The 20,675-nt window shown below is 60.5% G+C and carries 16 protein-coding genes; 2 read left to right on the top strand and 14 right to left on the bottom strand.

The window, feature by feature from the left end:
• Positions 1–4: 4 nt before the first annotated feature.
• From gndA to glpX, 4 genes are all read right to left on the bottom strand, one after another.
• Complete coding sequence (gene gndA, locus ACLM42_RS05245) at positions 5–1,423, bottom strand: NADP-dependent phosphogluconate dehydrogenase (protein ID WP_415399969.1); 1,419 nt, start codon at positions 1,421–1,423, stop codon at positions 5–7.
• Between the two features lie 147 nt (positions 1,424–1,570).
• On the bottom strand, positions 1,571–2,866 hold the full coding sequence (locus ACLM42_RS05250) for a glucose-1-phosphate adenylyltransferase (RefSeq protein ID WP_415399970.1): 1,296 nt from the start codon (positions 2,864–2,866) through the stop codon (positions 1,571–1,573).
• Between the two features lie 136 nt (positions 2,867–3,002).
• Positions 3,003–4,307, bottom strand: coding sequence for a glutamyl-tRNA reductase (locus tag ACLM42_RS05255; protein ID WP_415399971.1), 1,305 nt, complete (start codon positions 4,305–4,307; stop codon positions 3,003–3,005).
• An 87-nt stretch (positions 4,308–4,394) separates the two neighbouring features.
• Positions 4,395–5,399 carry a class II fructose-bisphosphatase gene (glpX, locus tag ACLM42_RS05260; protein ID WP_247910958.1) on the bottom strand — a complete coding sequence of 335 codons (1,005 nt, stop codon included), beginning with the start codon at positions 5,397–5,399 and terminating at the stop codon, positions 4,395–4,397.
• 236 nt (positions 5,400–5,635) lie between these two features.
• Here glpX and rpe point away from each other — a divergent pair, with 236 nt between their 5' ends.
• Positions 5,636–6,304, top strand: coding sequence for a ribulose-phosphate 3-epimerase (gene rpe, locus ACLM42_RS05265; protein WP_247910957.1), 669 nt, complete (start codon positions 5,636–5,638; stop codon positions 6,302–6,304).
• 81 nt (positions 6,305–6,385) lie between these two features.
• On the opposite strand, the gene ccsB is transcribed toward rpe, so the two are convergent.
• From ccsB to ACLM42_RS05305, 8 genes are all read right to left on the bottom strand, one after another.
• Positions 6,386–7,330 carry a c-type cytochrome biogenesis protein CcsB gene (gene ccsB, locus ACLM42_RS05270; protein ID WP_415399972.1) on the bottom strand — a complete coding sequence of 315 codons (945 nt, stop codon included), beginning with the start codon at positions 7,328–7,330 and terminating at the stop codon, positions 6,386–6,388.
• 24 nt (positions 7,331–7,354) lie between these two features.
• Positions 7,355–8,557: an LptF/LptG family permease gene (locus ACLM42_RS05275; RefSeq protein ID WP_247910956.1), complete on the bottom strand. Its 1,203-nt coding sequence runs from the start codon at positions 8,555–8,557 to the stop codon at positions 7,355–7,357.
• Positions 8,554–9,282 (bottom strand): LPS export ABC transporter ATP-binding protein, encoded by a 729-nt coding sequence (gene lptB / locus ACLM42_RS05280; RefSeq protein ID WP_247910955.1) that lies wholly within the window; start codon positions 9,280–9,282, stop codon positions 8,554–8,556. The genes ACLM42_RS05275 and lptB overlap by 4 nt, the downstream gene beginning before the upstream one ends.
• Complete coding sequence (locus ACLM42_RS05285) at positions 9,279–9,836, bottom strand: LptA/OstA family protein (RefSeq protein WP_415399973.1); 558 nt, start codon at positions 9,834–9,836, stop codon at positions 9,279–9,281. The genes lptB and ACLM42_RS05285 overlap by 4 nt, the downstream gene beginning before the upstream one ends.
• Before the next feature lie 49 nt (positions 9,837–9,885).
• On the bottom strand, positions 9,886–10,281 hold the full coding sequence (locus tag ACLM42_RS05290; protein WP_415399974.1) for a DUF309 domain-containing protein: 396 nt from the start codon (positions 10,279–10,281) through the stop codon (positions 9,886–9,888).
• Positions 10,278–12,086: a translational GTPase TypA gene (gene typA / locus ACLM42_RS05295; protein ID WP_247910953.1), complete on the bottom strand. Its 1,809-nt coding sequence runs from the start codon at positions 12,084–12,086 to the stop codon at positions 10,278–10,280. Before typA ends, ACLM42_RS05290 begins: the two co-directional genes overlap by 4 nt.
• 285 nt (positions 12,087–12,371) lie before the next feature.
• Complete coding sequence (locus ACLM42_RS05300; RefSeq protein WP_415399975.1) at positions 12,372–14,891, bottom strand: DUF3656 domain-containing U32 family peptidase; 2,520 nt, start codon at positions 14,889–14,891, stop codon at positions 12,372–12,374.
• Between the two features lie 16 nt (positions 14,892–14,907).
• The gene (locus ACLM42_RS05305) at positions 14,908–15,612 is read right to left on the bottom strand and encodes a D-alanyl-D-alanine carboxypeptidase family protein (RefSeq protein ID WP_415399976.1); all 705 of its coding nucleotides are present in this window, start codon (positions 15,610–15,612) and stop codon (positions 14,908–14,910) included.
• Between the two features lie 195 nt (positions 15,613–15,807).
• Between ACLM42_RS05305 and chlP the strand changes: the two genes are divergently transcribed.
• The gene (chlP, locus tag ACLM42_RS05310; RefSeq protein WP_247910950.1) at positions 15,808–17,172 is read left to right on the top strand and encodes a geranylgeranyl reductase; all 1,365 of its coding nucleotides are present in this window, start codon (positions 15,808–15,810) and stop codon (positions 17,170–17,172) included.
• A 68-nt stretch (positions 17,173–17,240) separates the two neighbouring features.
• Here chlP and ACLM42_RS05315 read toward each other — a convergent pair whose 3' ends face one another.
• Together ACLM42_RS05315 and glyS are read right to left on the bottom strand one after the other, a co-directional pair.
• Positions 17,241–18,188 (bottom strand): fatty acid desaturase, encoded by a 948-nt coding sequence (locus ACLM42_RS05315; RefSeq protein ID WP_415399977.1) that lies wholly within the window; start codon positions 18,186–18,188, stop codon positions 17,241–17,243.
• 227 nt (positions 18,189–18,415) lie between these two features.
• Complete coding sequence (gene glyS, locus ACLM42_RS05320; RefSeq protein ID WP_415399978.1) at positions 18,416–20,581, bottom strand: glycine--tRNA ligase subunit beta; 2,166 nt, start codon at positions 20,579–20,581, stop codon at positions 18,416–18,418.
• Positions 20,582–20,675 lie beyond the last annotated feature (94 nt).

The raw sequence follows: 20,675 nt of genomic DNA on the forward strand, positions 1-20,675 counted from the left end.
TGCCTCAATCGAGCCATTCGGTGTGGAAGGTGCCCTCTTGATCCACCCGTTGATAGGTGTGCGAGCCAAAGCAATCGCGCATGGCCTGCACCAGGTTTTGGGGAAGACGAGCCGTGCGATAGCTGTTGATGTAGTCGAGCGTGCTGCTGAGGCAGGGCGCGGGGATCCCCGCTTCTGCAGCTCCAGCGACCACCTTGGCCAAACCCGGCAGGCGTCGGTTGACCTGCTCGGCAAACCAGGGGTCGATCAACAGATTCACCAATTGAGGATCGGCGTTGAAGGCATCTTGAATGCGCTTGAGCAGGCGCGCGCGGATGATGCAACCCCCCTTCCAGATCTGAGCAATGGAGGGCATGTTGAGGTTGTAGTCATGCTCGGCGGAAGCGATCCGCAGCAGCTCCATCCCCTGGGCATAGCTCGCCACACAGGCCAGGACGACGGCATCCATCAGGGGACCTGTTCCATCGGCGGCATTGACGAGGTCGAACCCTCTGACAGCCGGTCCATGCAGGATTGATTCAGCCGCCGTGCGCTGAGACTTCATCGAGCTCATGACCCTGCCGTTCAGTGCGGCGTAGATCGTGGGGACCGAGGCACCCATCTGAAGCGCGCTGACCACGGTCCAGAGTCCGGTGCCCTTTTGCCCGGCCTGATCGACGATCTTCTCGACTAGATCAGTCCCATCACTGGGGTCCTTCGTGCGCAAGCAGACCTCGGTGATCTCAACGAGATAAGAGGCAAGCTCTTCTGTGCCGTTCCAGTGGCGGAAGATCTCAGCCATTTGGGTGCCGTCATGACCGCCCACACGCTTGAGCAGGTCGTAGGCCTCGGCAAGGATCTGCTCGATCCCGTACTCAATGCCGTTGTGGACGGTTTTAACGAAGTGGCCAGAACCGCCGGGGCCGATGTAGGTGACACAGGGACCGTCCTCCACCTGGGCGGCCATCTTGCAGACCAAGCTCTCGATGGCGTCGTAGGAGGCCTTGGTCCCACCGGGCATCATGCTCGGCCCCTCCAGAGCCCCCTTAGCTCCACCGGAGACACCCATCCCGATAAAGCCAAAGCTCTTGCTCTCCAGCTCAGCCACACGGCGCTCGGTGTCGCGGTATTCGGAGTTCCCGCCATCGATCAACAGATCACCGGCTTCGAGGTAGGGGGAGATCTCTTGGATGACCGCATCCACCGCTGGACCGGCCTTGACCATCATCAGGATCCGGCGGGGGTGCTGAAGCTTGCTGACAAAGTCCTCCAGGCTGGAGGAGCCAACGATGTTTTTCCCCGCTCCACGGCCGGCCAGGAATTCTTCTGTTTTGGCGTACGTGCGGTTGTAGACCACGCTTGAGAAGCCATTGCGCTCAGCGTTGAGCACCAGGTTCTCGCCCATCACACCGAGACCGATCAAGCCGAAATGGGCCTTGTCCATGGAGCTTTGATGTGTCCGATGTCACCAGTCTGGCGGAGCCCTCTGGATGCGTGAACGGATGTTGGGGAACACTGAAACAGGGAGAACAGGCACAAAAAAACCTCCCTGGATGTCCAGGGAGGTTTAGCCAAGTCCGTGGGGTCAGGACTAGATGACAGTGTTGTCAGGAATGGTGGCGTTCTTCACAACAACAACAATGCCGTTGCGGATGTAGAAGCCGAGCTCAGGCCGATCCGCTTCGTCAATGTTGTCCTTGTTGACGATGGTGACGTTGTCACCGATGCGGGCGTTCTTGTCGAGGATCGCGCGCTTCACCGTGGTTCCACGGCCAACGCCCACGGGGGTGCCGCCCCGATGACGTAGGGCATTGCGATCAGAGGACGACTCGAAGAAGTCATTGCCCATCACCAACGTGTCCTGGAGGACCGCATCCTCCTCAACACGGCTGCGGACACCGAGGACGCAGTGGTGAACGCTGCAGGCCTTGAGGATCGAACCTTCGCCAATGATCGATTGGGTGACCTGAGAATCCAGCAACTTGCTGGGGGGCAAGTAGCGAGGACGGGTATAGATCGGGAAGGATTCCTCGTAGAACGAGAAGGCGGGGTTCGGTTGATCAGTCAGGGCCAGGTTGGCTTCGTAGAAGGCACCGATGGTTCCGATGTCTTCCCAGTAGTCATCAAAGAGGTAGCTCTGGATGTGGTCGCCCCGTTCCAGAGCAGCCGGGATGAGCTCCTTACCAAAGTCGGTTGCGCTGGGGTTCTTGGCCAGGAGATCAAACAGGGTCTCGCGACTGAAGACATAGATCCCCATGGAAGCGAGGTAGGGACGCTTCTCGGCTTCGTCAGCGGAGAGGCCCAGGCGTGAGGTGTCAACCCACATCTGCTTGAGAGCATCACCCTTGGGCTTCTCTCGAAACTCGCGGATCTTGCCCTTCTCATCGGTATGCATCAAGCCAAAGGCTTCTGCTTGAGCCGCATCCACGGGCAACGCTCCGATGCTGACGTTGGCACCGGTAGCGATGTGGTGATTGACGAACTCGCTGTAATCCATCCGGTAGAGCTGGTCACCGGAGAGGATCAGGTAGTGGTCGACGTCCCATTCCTGGAAAAGCCACTGGTACTTCCGCACTGCGTCGGCAGTTCCCTCGAACCAACTGGGACTCTCAGGGGTTTGCTGGGCCGCCAGCACTTCCACGAAACCCTGGCCGAATCCGGAAGAGAGGTTGTAACTCTGGCTGAGGTGGCGGTTGAGTGAAGCGCTATTGAACTGGGTCAACACGTACATCTTGTTGATGTCCGAGTTGATGCAATTGCTAATGGGGATATCAATCAGGCGATATTTGCCGGCCAGGGGAACGGCGGGCTTCGCCCGCATCTTGGTCAGAGGGTAAAGGCGGGTGCCCGCGCCACCGCCCAGAATGATCGCCAGAACTCGCTTCATCGCTTCCCTCTACGCCTAAAAGCACGGCGACGTTAAGCGATTCTTGAGGCCGCTCCAAGACTTTTGGGGCAGATTGGCGGGAATTGGTACGGGTTTTGCTGCAACAGCCTCGATCCCTGGAAAAACCAAGCTGATCTCAGCTCTGCAGGTCATCCAAATCGAAGAGGTCCTGAACGACCTTCATGGCCTGGTGGCGCTGTTGACGGGGTTGGGGAGCCCGCAATTTCGTAACCGGTCCGTGCAGGATTTTGTTGATGATGCCTTTGCTCAAGGCTTCCACGACCTTCCGCTCCCGCGCTGAAAGATCTGGACCCATCCGACTCAAGGCTTTTTGAAGCTCCTGCTCGCGGAATGACTCCAGTTGCATTCGCAGCCTGTTGGCCACTGGAACGGCCTCGAGTCCGTCCCACCACTCAATGAACTGCTGACCCTCTTGCTGGAGCATCCCCTCGGCCTCCGCTGCAATCTCACGGCGGGCTTCCTGATTACGGGCCACGACCTCCTGGAGGTCATCAACGTCATAGGCCGCGATGCCGCTCAGCTCCGAGACATCAGCAGAGATGTTCCGTGGGACACCGATGTCCACCAACATCAATGAAGAGCGCCGGTTCAGTTGGCCAAGACGCTCGGCAGTGATGATCGGATCGTCTGCACCCGTGCTGGTGAAGACCAGTGAACAGGTGCTCAGGCAGTGGTTCAGATCGGTGAGGGGACGGCACTGGACCGGCAGAGCTGGGAAGTCAGCCGCCATCGCCTCGGCACGGGAGACGGTGCGGTTCAACAGAACGACGCCGCTAGCCCCCTTGGCCTGGAGATGTTGGAGCAATAGCCGGGCCATTCGACCGGCGCCCACCACGGCGATTTGTTCTTGATCCAGGGGGACCAGATCATCAATGCCCCGGGCCTGACCGACCTTGAGCTGGGCGAGCTCGACGGCGGCGGAGCTAATGGACACAGCGCCGGTACCAAGATTGGTCTCAGAGCGCACTCGCTTGCCAGTGCTGACGGCCTGGTTGAGCAGCCGGTTGAGGATCGGACCAATTGAGCGATGCTCCTGGCCCAAGCGGTACATCTTTTTGACCTGGGAGAGGATCTGACCCTCACCAAGGACCAGGGAGTCCAGGCCCGCCGCCACGCGCATCAGATGCCCGATGGCTTCTTCGTGGTGGTAGGCGAAAAGATGGGGCATGAGCTCAGAGAGCTCAAGTCCGGAATGCTGAGAGAGAAAACTGCCAACGGCTGAAACCCCCTGCTCAGGGTTGCGCAGCAGGGTGTAAATCTCGAGTCGATTACAGGTGCTCAGAATCGAAGCCTCGAGGACCTGCTCATCCGCCCGAAGGCGCTGGAGGGAGTCCTCCATGCTCTGCTCAGCAATGCTGAGACGTTCCCGGATCTCAACCGGGGCCGTTCGGTGACTGAGTCCGACGACGGCGATGTGCATGAAGGTTGACCCTGGGGTGCGCAACAGGAACGGCTAAAAAGAAAGCCGGGACTCCGCGAGAAGACCCGGCTTGAACTGATCGATTGATCAGCGCAGAGCGATGCTCTGGGCGCCGTCCTTGATGTGCACCGTGGTGGTGAAGCGGGCGGTGTTGTCGAGGGTGCTGATCACCAGGGAGCTGGTGCGGGTGCAGTCCTTCTCAAACTTGACGCCGTCAAACAGCAGACCGTCGGTGATACCGGTGGCAGCAAAGACGACGTTCTCACCACAGGCCAACTCATTGGCTTCGTAGACGCGATCGGGGTCGGTGATGCCCATCTCGGCCAGTCGGGCCAGGTTGCCTTCCTTGGTCAGGCCTTCCCATTCGGAGGTCTGAGCCACTGCAGGGTCATAAACCAGCTGACCTTGGAAGTGACCACCCAGGGCGCGCAGAGCAGCGGCTGAGATCACACCTTCGGGAGCGGCGCCAATGCCCATCAGGCAATGCGTGCCGGTGCCAGCGAAGCCGCAGGCGATGGCAGCTTGGACGTCACCATCAGAGATGGGCTGGACGCGAGCGCCGGTCGCACGGATCTCTTTGATTAGGTCTTTATGGCGGGCACGGTCCATGACCACGATCACCAGCTCGTCAGCGGGGAGGCCGAGGCACTCGCTCAGGATCTTGATGTTTTCAGTGGCCGACTTGTTGATGTCCACCTTGCCCTTGGCTGCCGGGGGAGCAGCCAGCTTCTTCATGTAGAAGTCGGGGGCGTTGAACAAGCCACCGCGGTCGGAGGCGGCGAGAACGGCCATGGAGCCGCGCTGGCTGTTGGCACACAGGTTGGTGCCTTCGCAGGGATCGACAGCGAAGTCAACGCCAGGGCCGGTGCCGCTGCCCACTTCTTCGCCGATGTACAGCATGGGAGCTTCGTCGCGCTCACCCTCGCCGATCACGATGCGGCCCTGCATCTGGATCTTGTACATGCGCTCACGCATCGCCTCCACGGCGGCTGCGTCTGCCTCGTTCTTGAGGCCCATGCCGGTGAGCTTGGCGGAAGCAATGCCTGCCTGCTCAACAACCTCGAGAATTTCTTGAATCAGGGTGCGATCCACGGCGGTCCGGCGATGGGAAGGGATGAAGCGCAGAGAGGCATCTGGGGGGCTGGGACACTGCGCTGACGGCCCATAGAGCCGATCATTGAGTGGAAGTCCAGCGGCAGCAGGGCCTCTCGGGCTTTAAGCGCCGCTCACTGTATCAGTGCTTCCTGGTGAACCGAGTTCCGTCTTTGGCCTGAAGGGCAGCCAGGGTGATTCCTACAATCGAACCCTGTTCAGCCGCGGTTGCGCCCATGAGCACCAAGTCACTGGTGATCTCCCCTTCGATCCTCTCCGCGGACTTTTCCCGGCTAGGTGATGACGTACGCGCTGTGGATGAGGCGGGTGCGGACTGGATCCACGTGGATGTGATGGACGGACGCTTTGTCCCCAACATCACCATCGGACCGATGATCGTCGAGGCCCTGCGACCGGTCACCAAGAAGCCCCTCGATGTTCACCTGATGATCGTCGAGCCCGAGAAGTACGTCCCTGACTTCGCGAAGGCCGGTGCCGACATCATCTCCGTCCAAGTCGAAGCTTGCCCGCACCTGCACCGCAACCTCGGTCAAATCAAAGACCTCGGCAAGATGGCTGGCGCTGTCCTTAACCCCGGCACCCCGATTGACACCCTCGAGTACTGCCTCGAGCTCTGCGATCTGGTGCTGGTGATGAGTGTCAACCCCGGTTTCGGCGGCCAGAGCTTCATCGAAAGCCAGGTGCAAAAGATCCGTGACCTGCGTCGGATGTGCGACGACAAGGGCCTCGATCCCTGGATCGAAGTCGATGGTGGCATCAAGGCCGAGAACGCCTGGAAAGTGATCGAAGCTGGCGCAAACGCCATCGTCAGCGGCTCTGGCGTGTTCAACCAGCCCAGCTACGCCGACGCCATCACCGGCATTCGCAACAGCAAGCGTCCCTGAGCTTCCCAAAGAGTCCAACGCGAAAGCCCCGGCATGCCGGGGCTTTTTTGTGTCTTAAGTGGACCTATCTAGCAGCGCAAGTCAGCTAAAAAACCAGCCATAGCTGTGCAAACCAATGCCCAGCAAGTTGACACCGATGTAGCAGACGCAGATCACAACAAATCCAGCCACAGCAACCAGTGCAGGGCGACGTCCTTGCCAGCCGCGGCTCAGGCGGGTGTGCAAATAAGCGGCGTACACCAGCCAACAAATCAAGGCCCAAGTTTCCTTGGGATCCCAACTCCACCAGCTTCCCCAGGCCTCATTGGCCCAGACCGCACCGCTGACGATGCCAACGGACAGCAACAAGAAACCGACGGTGATGGTGCGGTAGCTGAGGCTGTCGAGCTGCTCGCTCAATGACAGGGACGCACTGCTCAAGGAGAGGTCGGCGGGTGCTCCATCAGCGGCCAGCCGCGCTTGGCGAAAACCACCGCTGCCAATGGAACTACTGCGCAGTTCCAAGGCTTGGCCGCGATCTGTGAAGAGGACCGCCATCGACAGCAGGGATCCGACCAGCAAGGCGGCATAGCTGACCATGATCACGCTGACGTGCATGACCAACCAACTGGAGCGCAAGGCGGGGACCAGTGGTGCCGCTTGTTGCAGTTGATCAGGCAGGGCAAAGGAGGCGAAGGCCACGCAGCCCAGACCCATCGGCGTGGCGGATGCCGCCACCAGGGGGGAGCGGTAGGTGCGCTCCACCAGCAATTGGGTCAGGGTGCAGGCCCAAGCCAGGAAGCAGAGCGATTCGTAAAGGTTGCTGATCGGGAAGTGACCCGACTGCCACCAGCGCAAGACCAACTGGGCGGTCAACGCCAAATTGGCCGTCGCCACCAGAAGACGAACAACGGTGCTGCCTTGACCGGCACCACTCACGCTCCAGAACGACAGGGGAAGGGCCAGGAGCAGCAGCGCGAAGGCTGAAAGGCCAAGCGCAAGAACCGGATCGGTCACGAAACCGCTGACGAGATCAAAGATGTGCACCAGTCTGCCGCGCCAGCGACAGGATCAGCGGCTTGCCTTGCGAAGCAGAACAAGACCGCCACCGAGACCAATCAGGACCGGTAGCCAAGCTGCGAAAAACGGATAAAGGGTGCCCTTGATGCCAAGAGAGCTAAAGATGAATGACATCAAGTAGTAGCCAAAGATCAATAGGACGCTGATGCCAAAGCCCTGGCTTCGGCTCGTGCGGGAATTGGGCCTGACCCCAAGGCTGCTGCCAATCAAACCGAACACCAGGCAAATCGCGGGGAAGGCAAATTTCTCTTGGATGCGAACCCGTAGGCGGCGCGCTTCCTTTTGATCACCCGCCTGAATCAGCAAGGCTTCGGCACGGCGCGCCTGGGCCACGGTCATCTGGGCCGCATCACTGGGAAGCATTCCCACATCCTGCGGTGCCCGAGTGAATGGGTAGTAGTAGCTCGTGTAGTTGGCCGAGGTGGTGAAGTTGTTCGCGGCGTCGATATTGAGGATGCGGCCGTTCCGGAACTCCCACATCGCCCTGTTCTCATCCCAGACCGCGGTGTTGGCCGTCAGGACCTGCTGTTGGTCTTCACGGGAGAAATCGAGCAGGGTGACCCCCTGCATTTCTCCATTCTTAAATTCCTTGGCATAGAAAAGCTGGGTCAAACCCTCTCCGGCATTCCCACCGGGTTCCTTGGGGGTGATCCGGCCGAAGCGGGAATAGACGACGTTTTTACCGGTCTGTGCGGAGAGGGCACGCCCAAGGGCACTGTCGAGAACGTTCGAGGCTGAATAGTTCGCACTTGGAACGATGACATCGTTAAAGACGAACGTCAGCACCGTCATCAGGGCAGCCATCACCAGGGCGGGGACCACCATGCGCCAGGTCTTCACGCCGATACTGCGCAAGGCCGTGAGTTCGCTGCTTCCGGAGAGACGACTGAAGGCCAACAAGGTGGCCATCAACGTCGCCATCGGGAACGACAGAACGAGGAAACCCGGCATGCGGAGGGCAAGAACTTTGCCAGCGGCCCAAAGCGGGAGGCCAGCTTCCGCCACCTTGCGGACTAGCTCAAAGACCACCCCGACCGACAAAGAAACCGCCGTAAAGGCAGCGATGCCAAAGAGCAACGGCCCGAGCATCTCGGCAAACAGCCAGCGATCCAACAGAGGAAGGGATCTCCACTGACGCTGCAGCTTTTGGGACTGCCGGCGCAACGGCTCAGTCCAGGTCGGGGCGATCGTCACAGCCGGAAGTCCTCTCCGAGGTAGTGGCGACGCACCAAAGGGTCATTGGCCATCTCCCGGGAGGGACCACTGGCCAAGATGCTTCCCTCCGTAAGGATGTAGGCGCGGTCAGTGATCGAGAGGGTCTCTCGCACGTTGTGGTCCGTGATCAGAACGCCCATGCCTCGATCTCGCAAACCAGCAATCAAGGTTTGTAGATCGGACACAGCGAGAGGATCGACGCCGGCAAACGGTTCATCCAACAACAGGTACTGCGGACCGCTTTGCCCCACGGCAAGGGCCCGTGCGACTTCGCAGCGTCGCCGTTCACCACCGGAGAGTTGGTAGCCCAGGCGGTGTTGAAACGGCTTGAGGTGGAAGTCCTCGACCAACTGCTCCACCCGCTCCCGTCGCTGCTCCTTGGAAGCCCCACTTTCTTGAAGAGCCAGCAGCAGGTTGTCCTGAACGCTCAGGCTTCGGAAGACGCTGGCCTCCTGGGGCAGATAACCGATGCCCAGGCGCGCGCGCTCCGGCATCGAAAAATCAGCCACGCAGGTGCCGTCCATGGTCACCGCCCCTGAATCGGGACGCAGCAATCCGGTCACCAAATTGAAGGTGGTGGTTTTTCCTGCACCGTTTGGCCCGAGCAGACCCACCACCTCACCTGGATTGAGGTTGAGGCTGACCTCTTTGACCAGGGGGCGCCCCCCGATCGTCAGGGCGACGCGATCAAGAACCAGGCTCATGGCGTCCCAGGGCCCGAGCTAGGGATGGTTTGCAGGACGACACGACTGAAGACCTGCTGTCCGCGCGCTGGGATGGCCTGCATCCGCTCACTATCCACCAGGTAGATGACCTGCTCAGCCCGCAACCAATTGCCGCCGTCCTGAAGAATGTCCACATCCCCGCTTAAGACAACCCGTCCCTCGTTGCTGAAGTACTGGGCCTGGCGTGCAGTCGCAACCACCCGCTCATCGGGATAGACGATTCGAACATTGCCGCGGGCCGTGATCACGCCGGTCTGCTGATCTGCCTGCTGCTGGTCGGACTCGATGGTCACCAAACCGGTGTTGATGCGAAGCGGCTTGGTGGGAATCGGGGAGGCGCCTTCTAACTCAACGCTGCTCTCCGCCACCTCTTCAACGCTGATGACTTCAGCCGCTGGCACCACAGCCTGGGACCAGGCCGGAAGGCTGCAGAGGCTTAAAAAGCCAAGGCTGGCGGCAACGCTGAGGGGAAGGCGAATGCTCAGGAGGCTGCTCCGGAGACGGGCAGTGCTGCGATCTGCGGCCAAGCCCACTCGTGCAACGCGATAACCCCCATCGTATCGCCGTGCTCCGCTGAGCACCTCAGGAATCAGCACGAACGGTGGCGAGCGTGGGAATGGGGAGGGACTCGAGAGAACGGTTCTCGTGCAGGGCCAAGAGTCGGTCGCGGGCGGCCTGGCGCAGGGGATCCAAGGCCAGGTTGAACTGCACCGCCCCTGCCCCCTGCAGGCGCCCAAGCCCCTCGCCCAACAAAACCATCGCACCGCGCTGATTGCCGCGATCAAGGTGGTGATGCGCCACCGCAATCTGAAGAATGCCCTGCAGGGTCCGCCGACACGGCCCTTGGGTTTCATGCCAGAGCTCTTCAAAACCGTCGTGGCAGGCGTACCACTCGCCGGCATTAAAAAGCCTGACGGCTTCCCCAAAACGGGGATCGCGCATCAGGCTGGTTTCCTCTGGATCGAGGTACTGGGTCAACGCTTCGCAGGCTTTTTCGCCGGCAGCTTGCGCAAACGAATGGACTCCGGAGTGACCTCGAGCATCTCGTCGGGGCCGATGTACTCCAGGGCACGCTCCAGGGTCATCTGCATCGGGGCCTGGAGGGTGTCGAGCTCCTCTGCACCGGCCGAGCGCATGTTGGTGAGCTGCTTGGTCTTGCAGACGTTCAGGTCAAGATCCTGGGGGCGGTTGTTCTCGCCAACAATCATCCCCTTGTAGACCTTGGTTCCCGGGCTGATGAAGAACTGACCACGGTCCTCGGCGTTCTTCAGGGCATAGAAGGTGGCCGTGCCTTCCTCGAAGGCGATCAGAACACCGTTGCGACGGGTGTCGAAGTCACCCTGCATCGCGCGGTAGTCCAGGAAGGAATGGCTCATGATCCCCTCACCACGGGTGGCGCGGATGAACTCACCGCGGAAACCAATCAGGCCACGGGAGGGCACCACGAACTCCAGCTGGGTGCGGCCGTCGTTGGTGTTCTCCATGTTCTGCATCTCGGCCTTGCGGACGCCGAGCTTCTCGATGCAGGCACCAACAGACTCCTCAGGCACATCCAGCACCAGGGTTTCGTATGGCTCCGATGGGGTGCCATCAATGGTGCGGAAGATCACCTGAGGCTGAGAGACCTGGAACTCATAGCCCTCGCGGCGCATGGTCTCAATCAGGATTCCCAGGTGCAGCTCACCGCGGCCACTGACGGCCCAGCGGTCAGGGGAATCGGTGTCTTCAACCCGCAGTGCAACGTTGGTCAGCAGCTCCTTGTTCAGACGATCGCGCACCTGACGGCTGGTGACGAACTTGCCTTCCTTACCGGCGAAGGGGGAGTCGTTGACCACAAAGGTCATCTGCAAGGTGGGCTCATCCACCTTGATCAGGGGCAGAGCCTGGGGCTCATCGGGGCAGGCGATCGTTTCGCCGATGTTCACCTCGTCAAAACCGCAGACGGCGACCAGGTCACCGGCGCGGGCTTCTTCGACCTCGACGCGCTGGAGGCCCTGGAAACCCAAAAGCTTGCTGATGCGACCGCGCTTGACGCTGCCATCGTCACGCAACAGGGCGACGGGCTGGTTGCCTTTGATGGTGCCGTTGTGGATCCGGCCGATCATGATCCGGCCGAGGAAATCGCTGTAGTCGAGGGTGGTTACCTGCAGCTGCAGGGGCTTCTCGGGATCACCGACCGGGGGCGGAACATGGCGCAGAATCGCGTCGAAGAGCGGACGCATGTTCTCGCTCTCGGTCTTCATGTCGGGCTTGGCGTAGCCGCCCATGCCACTACCGAACAGGTAGGGGAAGTCGCACTGGTCGTCGTCAGCGCCGAGTTCCAGGAACAGATCGAGAACCTTGTCGACGGCCTGCTCGGGGTCAACGCGGGCGCGGTCGATCTTGTTGACGAACACGATCGGCCTGAGGCCCTTCTCCAGGGCCTTTTTCAGCACAAACCGGGTCTGGGGCATCGGCCCCTCGTTGGCATCAACGATCAGAAGGCAGCCGTCGACCATGCCGAGGACTCGCTCCACCTCACCGCCGAAGTCGGCGTGGCCAGGGGTGTCCACGATGTTGATGCGGATCCCCTCGTAGTCCACCGCGGTGTTCTTCGAGAGGATCGTGATCCCACGCTCACGCTCCAGGTCGTTGGAGTCCAACACGCAGGTGGGGACGGCCTCGTTGTCGCGGAAGATGCCCGATTGCGCCAACAGGGCGTCCACCAGGGTGGTTTTGCCGTGGTCGACGTGGGCAATGATCGCGATATTGCGAATCGGTGTTCCGGGATGCTCGCCGCTCATGGGTTGGGCTCGAGGGAGGAGGTCAGGGATGGTCTGGCTGGAGCACGCCGCAGCTCGAGCTAGCGGCCGCAACGCTCAACTCAAGAGCAGGCGTTGGCGTGGGAACGGTGGCTGAAACCCATGGGCAAGGTCGCAGGGATGAACCTGATCGAACAGAGCCGGTATCTCTTGCAGCGTGGCTGATGTGTTTGGAACGTTCGTGACGAACGACCACACACCAAAACCAAAGAACCCTTCGGTGCGTTAACGCAATCTATCCCAGCAGCACACCCGGAAGTTCCCCTCTCACTGACGCTCCGTGAGGGTTCCGCGGGTGACCCCCAGTCGACTTTCCAACTGTTCGCTCTGCCAAACCATCCGGCCGCTGATCTCTCCGTTGAGGGCCTGGCGGTAGAGAGCGACACGGCGCTGAGTGTCAGCCGGGCTCTCCTGCAGCAATTCGAGCCTGAAGTGGCGCACGCCAGCGTCGAGGAACTGGGGGATGGCCTCGGCGGCAGTCTGCGCGCGGCCATTAAACAGAGTGTTCCGGCAGCCCAGGTCAGCGCGTAGGGGATGCTCTGCGCCACTGCGGTCCCGCAGGAGGACCTGATGCTGCTCACAGGGACGGCCGCAATCGGTGTGGTCATGCCCATCAGAGAGAAAGGCGCAAAACAGGCAGTGCTCCATATGAAAGAGCGGCATGTGCTGGTGCAGGGTCAGCTCCAGGGCATCGGGGGGACATCCCCGCACGAGAGCCAAGAGTTGATCGAGGGCTAGGTCATAACTGGCGGTCAGCCGCTCCAGTCCCCAACGCTCGAGCAACCAATGGGCTGTGATCGGGTTGGCGACGTTCAGTGAGAAATCGCCTTGGCAAGGGGCAAGGGGCGTCAGACGCTCCAGCTGATCGGCATTGCGCACCAAGAAGCCATCAGGCTCGGCCCTGATCAAGGGCTCCAAGCTCCAGGACTCATCGGGCCTGCAGATCCGCTGACCCGCGAGCCAGATCCCGCCAGGCCAGCAATCCTTACCGCGTTTCACAGCCTCGCGCAGTTGCGCAGGATGTTCGAGATCAACGATCACCCGATCAACGGGGAGGTCCCTGAGTACATCCAGTTGCTCCAAATCCCGAACCAGGACCGATAGCTGCGGTGCCTGCGTCTGCGCCAAACCAACAGAAGGCATCAGCGACGCCAAAGCCGCCGCCACAGGCCGCTGCTCCTGCAGAGCCATGGGTGTCGTCGTGGGTTCGATCCGCCGTTCAGCGAGCTGGTCCACCAGCTGCCGACGCAGTTGGTTCAACTGAGCAACTGGCAAAAACAGAGCGTCTTGAAGCTCCAGCTCCAGGCGCTCCAAGCGCCATGGCGTTCCGCCGAGGCGACCGAGTTGCTGCATCAAGCGCTGGCGGGTCAAGGCCTGGCCTTGGGCGGGCTGCAGGGACTGCTCGCTGAGAACCATGCATCCCTCGACTGCCACACCAGAGGCTGTCGAGACCTCAAGCCTGAGGGGTTCTCCACTGGTGCCAGAGACTTTCAGGACCAGGGGTCGCCGCTGCTCCTCAAGCGGGCGGTCCGCCATGCGTTGGAAGCGACTTTCTCGCTGTGGATCACTGGTCAACCAACAGGGGCTGCCAGTACGCAAGTCCCTCAGATCCACTCGTTTCGGACCCAGCCGAACTGCACATCCTCCGCGGGGCCTGGACTCAATCGCCATCACACGGCCCCCCACTTCTTTGGGAGGCAGAAGGGGATCGGGATTGGGCACCTCGAGCACGAGCCCATCTCCGGCCTTGCAATCCACCCTCCGCCGAAACAGCAGCCAATCCCCTTCAACACGCTCCAAACGCCCAAGCCAGGGGCCCCGTTTTTTGCTCCAACGCCCATGGACCAAGAGGCGGTGATCAATGCCGGCGAGCCAACCGGTGCTGAGGCCTCGAGAGAAACTCAACTCAAGGTTGCGTCTGAGCTCAAGCTGATCCGCCGGCGACACGGCCTCACGTTCGCCAGAAAGCTGATCAAGCCCCTGGCGATAGGCGTCGGTGACAGCGGCCACATAGGTGGCATCTTTGAGCCTCCCTTCAATCTTCAGGCTGGACACGCCGGCATCGACCAGATCGGGAAGAAGCTCCCACGCAGCCAGATCTTGGGGTGAAAGGAGATAACGCTGTTCGCCGAGGTCCAGCTCCTCTCCATCGACGATCAGCTCATAGGGCAACCGGCATGCCTGGGCGCATTCGCCGCGATTGGCACTGCGCTGACCGAGGGCTTCACTCGTGAGGCACTGGCCGGAGTAGGCCACGCACAGTGCGCCGTGAACAAAAACCTCCAGGGGCATCTCCATCTGACGTTTCACCAGCTGCTGCTGAATCCGTCGAAGGTCCTTGAGGCTCAACTCCCTGGCCAGGACCACCCGCTGGCAACCCAGCTCCTGGGCCATGGCCACACCCGCCGCGCTGGTGATGGACATCTGGGTCGAACCATGGATGGCCAGTGCTGGGGTGAGTTCTTGTGCCAGCACAGCAAGCCCGATGTCCTGAACAATCAGGGCGTCGACCCCAGCGGACTCAGCGGCCAAGAGCAGCTCTGCAGCACGGGTCAGCTCATCGCTAAAAACCAGGACGTTGAAGGTGAGAAACCCTTTGAGGCCGCGGCGATGCAGCCAATCCATCACCTCTGGGAGATCAGCAACCTTGAAGTTCTCGGCCCTTAGACGCGCGTTGAAGGTCTCGACTCCGAAGTAGACCGCGTCAGCTCCGTTGGCAGCGGCAGCCTTCAGGGACTCCCAACAGCCGGCCGGTGCCAGCAACTCCGGCATGGCGGCCTCATGCATAAATCGGCCTCATCGATTAATCCGAAAACTTGCCAGCGGCATCAAAGGTCTTCAAAGCATCAGCCGATCCTTCAAAGCGCCAGTGCCAGGGCTCGTAGCTCACGCCCTGACGGTTGTCCTCAGGAAACGAGAGAACGAAGTGAAAGCGGTTGGCATTGCGCTTGAGCCAGGCAAAAGATTCGGTGCTGTCAAAACTCGGTGCGAGATGGGTCTCTGGCCTGCGGCCATCACCAAAATCAACCGCATAACCAGTGCTGTGCTCCGAGAAACCCGGCGGAGCGCTGACTCGGGCTCGTTCACGGGCGCTTTGGTTGCGCTCCGATTTGACATCAAAAAAGATCTGCTTCTGCAAAGCAATCGAGCGGAAGGCACTCAAAACCCTGAGGTCCACACCCTCGGCATCGGCAGCCCGGCGCATCTCACGAAGCGCTTCGGCTGCCTGGGCATTCAGCGCGACGCCCGGGCCAATGCTGATCAACTCCGCATCGCCGGCCTCGGGATAGGGGAAGTGGCCGAGCAGACGCCCATCGGAGCTCAACCGTGCGCTTAGTCCGGCCACCGGAACAGGGGCCAGCTTTTGCAGGATCGGAGCCCTCAGCGCATACAAAACTGAAGCCACCAACACCAGTGCTCCGCCTGCACTCGCCAAAGCGACGGGAGTCCGGCGTTTGCGCTGCAGGCTGGGGGAGACAGTGCGCGTGGCGAGGGGTATGTCATCCATGCCAGGCCGATCAGCGCCGCCCTTGCTTGAGCCTGCCCTGTACTGACTGGTCAGTCGACCGGGGCTAGGCAAGCAAAAACTCCCGTTGGAACTGGGGTTGTGTGATGTTACGAGCTGATGCTGTAGATGCCAGCGGTTGCTGATCCAGCGGTGTTAGCTTCAGCCCAACATCCTTCTGGCGGAGCGGGTTTCAAGATGTTGCGAGTCGCGGTGGTGGGCGGCGGCCCGAGTGGTTCCTGTGCTGCAGAAATTCTGGCCAAAGCAGGGATTGAGACCTGGATCTTCGAGCGCAAGCTCGACAACGCGAAGCCCTGTGGCGGAGCTATTCCCCTGTGCATGGTTGAGGAGTTCGACCTGCCCGAGTCGATCATCGACCGCAAGGTCCGCAACATGAAGATGATCTCCCCCTCCAATCGTGAGGTGGACATCAACTTGGATAACGAGAACGAGTACATCGGCATGTGCCGCCGGGAGGTCATGGATGCCTTCATGCGTGACCGGGCCGCCGAACTGGGTGCCCACCTGGTGAATGGTCTCGTCACCAAGATCGACACCGGAGCCAATCGCCAAGGCCCTTACAACCTCACTTACTCCGACTACAGCGAGGGCGAGGCAACAGGTGACACCAAGACCCTCGAGGTTGATCTGATCATCGGCGCCGACGGTGCCAACAGCCGCGTGGCCAAGGCCATGGATGCCGGCGACTACAACGTGGCCATCGCCTTCCAGGAGCGCATCAAGCTGCCTGCGGAGGAGATGAAGTACTACGAAAGTCTCGCTGAGATGTATGTAGGCACGGACGTGTCCCCCGACTTCTATGCCTGGGTCTTCCCTAAGTACGACCACGTCGCGGTTGGGACAGGCACCATGCAGGAAAACCAGTCCCTGATCAAGAGCCTTCAGGAAGGGATCCGCGAGCGCGCCAAAAAGCGTCTGGTGAATGGCGAGGTGATCAAGGTGGAAGCCCACCCGATTCCTGAGCACCCACGGCCTCGCCGCGTTGTGGGTCGGATGGCCCTCGTGGGCGATGCCGCTGGCTACGTCACCAAGAGCTCCGGTGAGGGCATCTACTTCGCCGCCAAGAGCGGTCGGATGTGTGCCGAGCAAATCGTTGAAGCCAGCCAGGGCGGTAAGCGCGTCCCCACAGAAGCTGATCTCAAGAAGTACCTGAAGAAGTGGGATCGCCAATACGGCGCAACCTACAAGGTCCTGGAGATCCTCCAGAACGTCTTCTACCGGAACGATGCTGCCCGTGAAGCCTTCGTCGAGATGTGCGACGACAAAGATGTGCAGCGCCTGACCTTCGACAGCTACCTCTACAAGCGAGTGGTGGCGATGAATCCATGGCAGCAGCTCAAGCTCACCTTGCTCACCCTCGGCTCTGTTCTGCGTGGCAACGCCCTAGCACCCCAGGGATACAAGCCCGTTCCAAGTGCCGTACGTGAAGACGGTGAAGTGAATGCGATGCTTGCCGTTAGCACCATCAAGGGAGGAATTCGCGTTGGCAGCCAAAAGGCCAAAGTGAAGTCTGAACGTGAACCTGTCCTGACCAACAAGTAAACCAGCTACTTAACAGCTGATAAAAGGGCAGTGGATCTCCACTGCCCTTTTTCTATGGCAAAAAACGACTACGAAGCTTTCATCTGGGCCTGATGAATGCTGACCAGTTCCAGCGCATCGGAGTCCCAAAGGATGAGGTCAAAGCAGCGAGGAATGTCGCTGAGCCTCAGATAGGTGCATCGCTTCAGCAGTTCTGAATGTAAAAGATGGCACTCCCTGAGCCTGTAATTCGGAATACGCTCACAAAGATGATGGACTGAATGAAAGGCGATATCAGCGGTAAACCAGTTCAAGAAACCTGGCAACACAAGGTTGCTGCTGCCTTCAATGGCTCCTTTGAAATAGCTCCAGCCTTCCGTTCCACTGGTGTAGGACCCACTGAAGTTGTGCTGGACAAAAAAGACACAGATAAACATGGCCGCTGAGCATGCCATGACAAAGGAATAGCAGCTCAAAAACAAGCCAAGACCTAGCCAAGAAGCCATCCAGTACCAACTGGCGATCACGACCACGTTGTTCGCAAGCAGGTCCATCCACTCACCAGTCGTGTACCAATGGCTGGACTTGAAGGACAAAACAAAACGCCTCCAACCCTGAGGACTGGTTCGCGGGAATTGAACGGCGTGCTTTATGGCTGCTCCGATGAACTCAGCCACCCCAAGCAGTAGCTGGAGCCTTGGCCGGATCACCAGATAGAAAAAGCCACCAGGGAAAAGCATCAAGGGGTGCCGGATGACGCGGTAGCGCCACTGGGCAGCAGGCGACAACTTCAGGAACTGATTGACACTCAGGAGTGAAGACGGCCCCCGATAGACATCCCAATTCCCATTGTGTTTGTGATGGAAGGCATGACCACGAGACCAGGGAAATTGCGGAATGGCATTCAGACACCCCAGGACAAAACCGGTCAGTCGATTGCACCAGGTGGTCGACCACAACGTGTTATGCCCGCAATCGTGCATCAAAGAGAAGCTGCGGGCCGAAAACAAGACCAGTGCCAGCAGCACAGGGGCCATCAGCCAGCGCAGGCCAGGTTCAGACGCGCAGATCGGTATCAGTGCCCAGAGCAGAGCAATGGGCACCAACGTCACGGCAAGTTGCCAAAGCGCTTTGGCGTTACTGGATTGCCGGAAAGGAGCGAGGGAAAAGTCGCCGCGACTTAATGGCTTTTGGAGCTCCGCAGAGCTTGTGGAAGTCGTCAGCTGAACGCCCGCTCGATTCCCCCCAGGCTAGGACGTTTGCCTTAGCCACTGATCCGGCTGAAGTCAGCCAGAACCGACGCCTGGTTGTTGAGTACTCCCAACAGATTCAAGCGATTGGTGCGGATGGCCGGGTCCTCGGCCATCACCATCACGCTGTCCTCACCATCAAAGAAGTTCGACAGAGCGGAGGAACCAGCGATCAAGCCTTGGGCCAGTTGGCCGTAACGATCGGGATCAGACCCCGTGGCGATGGGCTCTAGCCCATTCAGCACCACGAGCATCCCCGCTTCACTGCCTTTTTCAAAGAGCGTTTCGTCAACAACCGCGTTGGCGGAGAGAACAGTTGGTGAGAGGTCACCCTTGGCGGCCAACTTCGCGGCGCGGGTGACGACAGCCTGCACCGCACTGAGATCGCCACCAGAACGAAGGGATTGCAGCAAGGCAGCCCGCTGGCGGGCATCGGCCGGATCAGCCAAGAGGCGCTGGAGAGAGACACTCTCACCCGCGACGGCTTGAACCAGATCGGCGTCAGTGCCCGCCTCCTCGAGCAGACTTTGCAGGCGTTGACGCATCAGTTCGCCCAGTTCCTCAGCCAACGCAGGGGCATCGACCTTGAAGTGGGGCAGAAGCGAGGCCCAATGCACGGTCGCCCGCTCGAGCAGGCTCTTGAGGTTGAGGCTCCATCCCTGATCCCAAAGGATCTGGAGAATCCCATTGCCAGCGCGGCGGAGGGCGTAGGGATCAGAGGAACCAGTGGGCCGCTCACCCTTTGCATAGATGCTCAGGAGCAGCTCAAAGCGCTCCGCCAGAGCAACGACGGCCCCCGCAACAGAGCTGGGCAAGGCATCGCCGGCGCCCTTGGGCTGGTAGTGCTCCAAAACAGCAAGGGCGACCTCCCGCGGCTCACCTTCAGCCAAAAGGTATTTGCCGCCCATCACCCCCTGGAGTTCAGGGAACTCACCGACCATCTGGCTCACCAGATCGTGTTTGCAGAGGTGAGCAGCACGGCGCGCATGGGCGACCGACTCCTTTGAAAGGTCGAGCTGGTCGGCCAGGACATCCGTGAGCCACTCCAGCCGTTCGACCCGGTCCAAGAGGGACCCCAAGCCCTCAGCAAAGGTCACACGCTTGAGCTGATCGCGGCGATCGATGCTGGGGACAGCACGGTCCGCTTCAACAAAAAACTCGGCATCGGCCAGACGGGCCTTCAAGACCCGTTCATTGCCCCGTCGAACGGTGTCCGTCGCCTCCGCCAGGCCATTACCAATGCAGAGGAATCGGGACAGAAGGCTCTTCCTGGCATCCAGCGCCAGGGGATCGGCATCAGCCTCCTTGCGGTACAAGGGCACGTAGCGCTGGTGGGCACGCATCACGGTGCTCAGCACTTCAGCGGGCAGCCCTAGATAGTGATCTGCGACGTCACCCTCAATGAGCAGCGGGGTCTCGACCAGATCCGTCAGTTCTTCGAACAGATCGTCAGGGAGATCGGGGACGGCGTCCAGGGCCGCCGCGCTCTGCTCAACGGACCTGCGAATCGTCTCAGCTCGTTCATGGCGATGGACCACGACCCCAGCGGCGGCCAAGGCAGAGGCGTAGACCTCAGCCGAGGGGATCGGGACGGCATCGCTGAAAAGACGATGACCGCGGCTGATCTGGCCGGAGTGCACAACCGGGTCACTACCGGTGAGGGTGACGGGAATTAACTCCGAGCCCAACAGGGCGACGAGCCAGCGAACGGGGCGGGAGAAGCGGCTTTCTCCCACACCCCAGCGCATGAAGCGACGGCCCTGGAGCGCAGCGATCCACTGGGGGATGGCCTCTGCCAGTAGCTCCCGAGCAGGGCGACCCTCTTCAAGAACCTCAGCGAAGACAAAGGGACCCTTAGGGGTCTCGCGCACCTCCAGAACAGAAGGTTCGACCCCGCAGCGCCTGGCGAAACCAATGGCGGCTTGTGTCGGAACACCATCCTTGAACGCCTGGGCAGCCGGTGGTCCCTTGCGCTCATCACGCAGATCGGGTGCTCCATCAGCCAACTCGGAGACCTGAACCACAAGACGGCGTGGGGTGCTGGTGGTCTCCACCTGGCTGTAGGTCAGTCGAGCCGCCTCGAGATCACGCTTGACCTGCTGCTCCAGCTGCGGCAGCGCCAAACGGGCGAAATCCGCGGGCAACTCCTCGGTCCCGATCTCAAGCAGAAAGGTGGACACGGAGCAGGAGGCCTCGACAGCCGATCAGCTTATTGAAACGGCCCCAGTCCCAAGCCTGATCGGTGCTTCGCTACGGTCGAAGGACATCTGTACG

The organism is Synechococcus sp. W4D4, assembly GCF_047716805.1.
In the GTDB taxonomy this organism is placed as follows: Bacteria; Cyanobacteriota; Cyanobacteriia; order PCC-6307; family Cyanobiaceae; genus Vulcanococcus.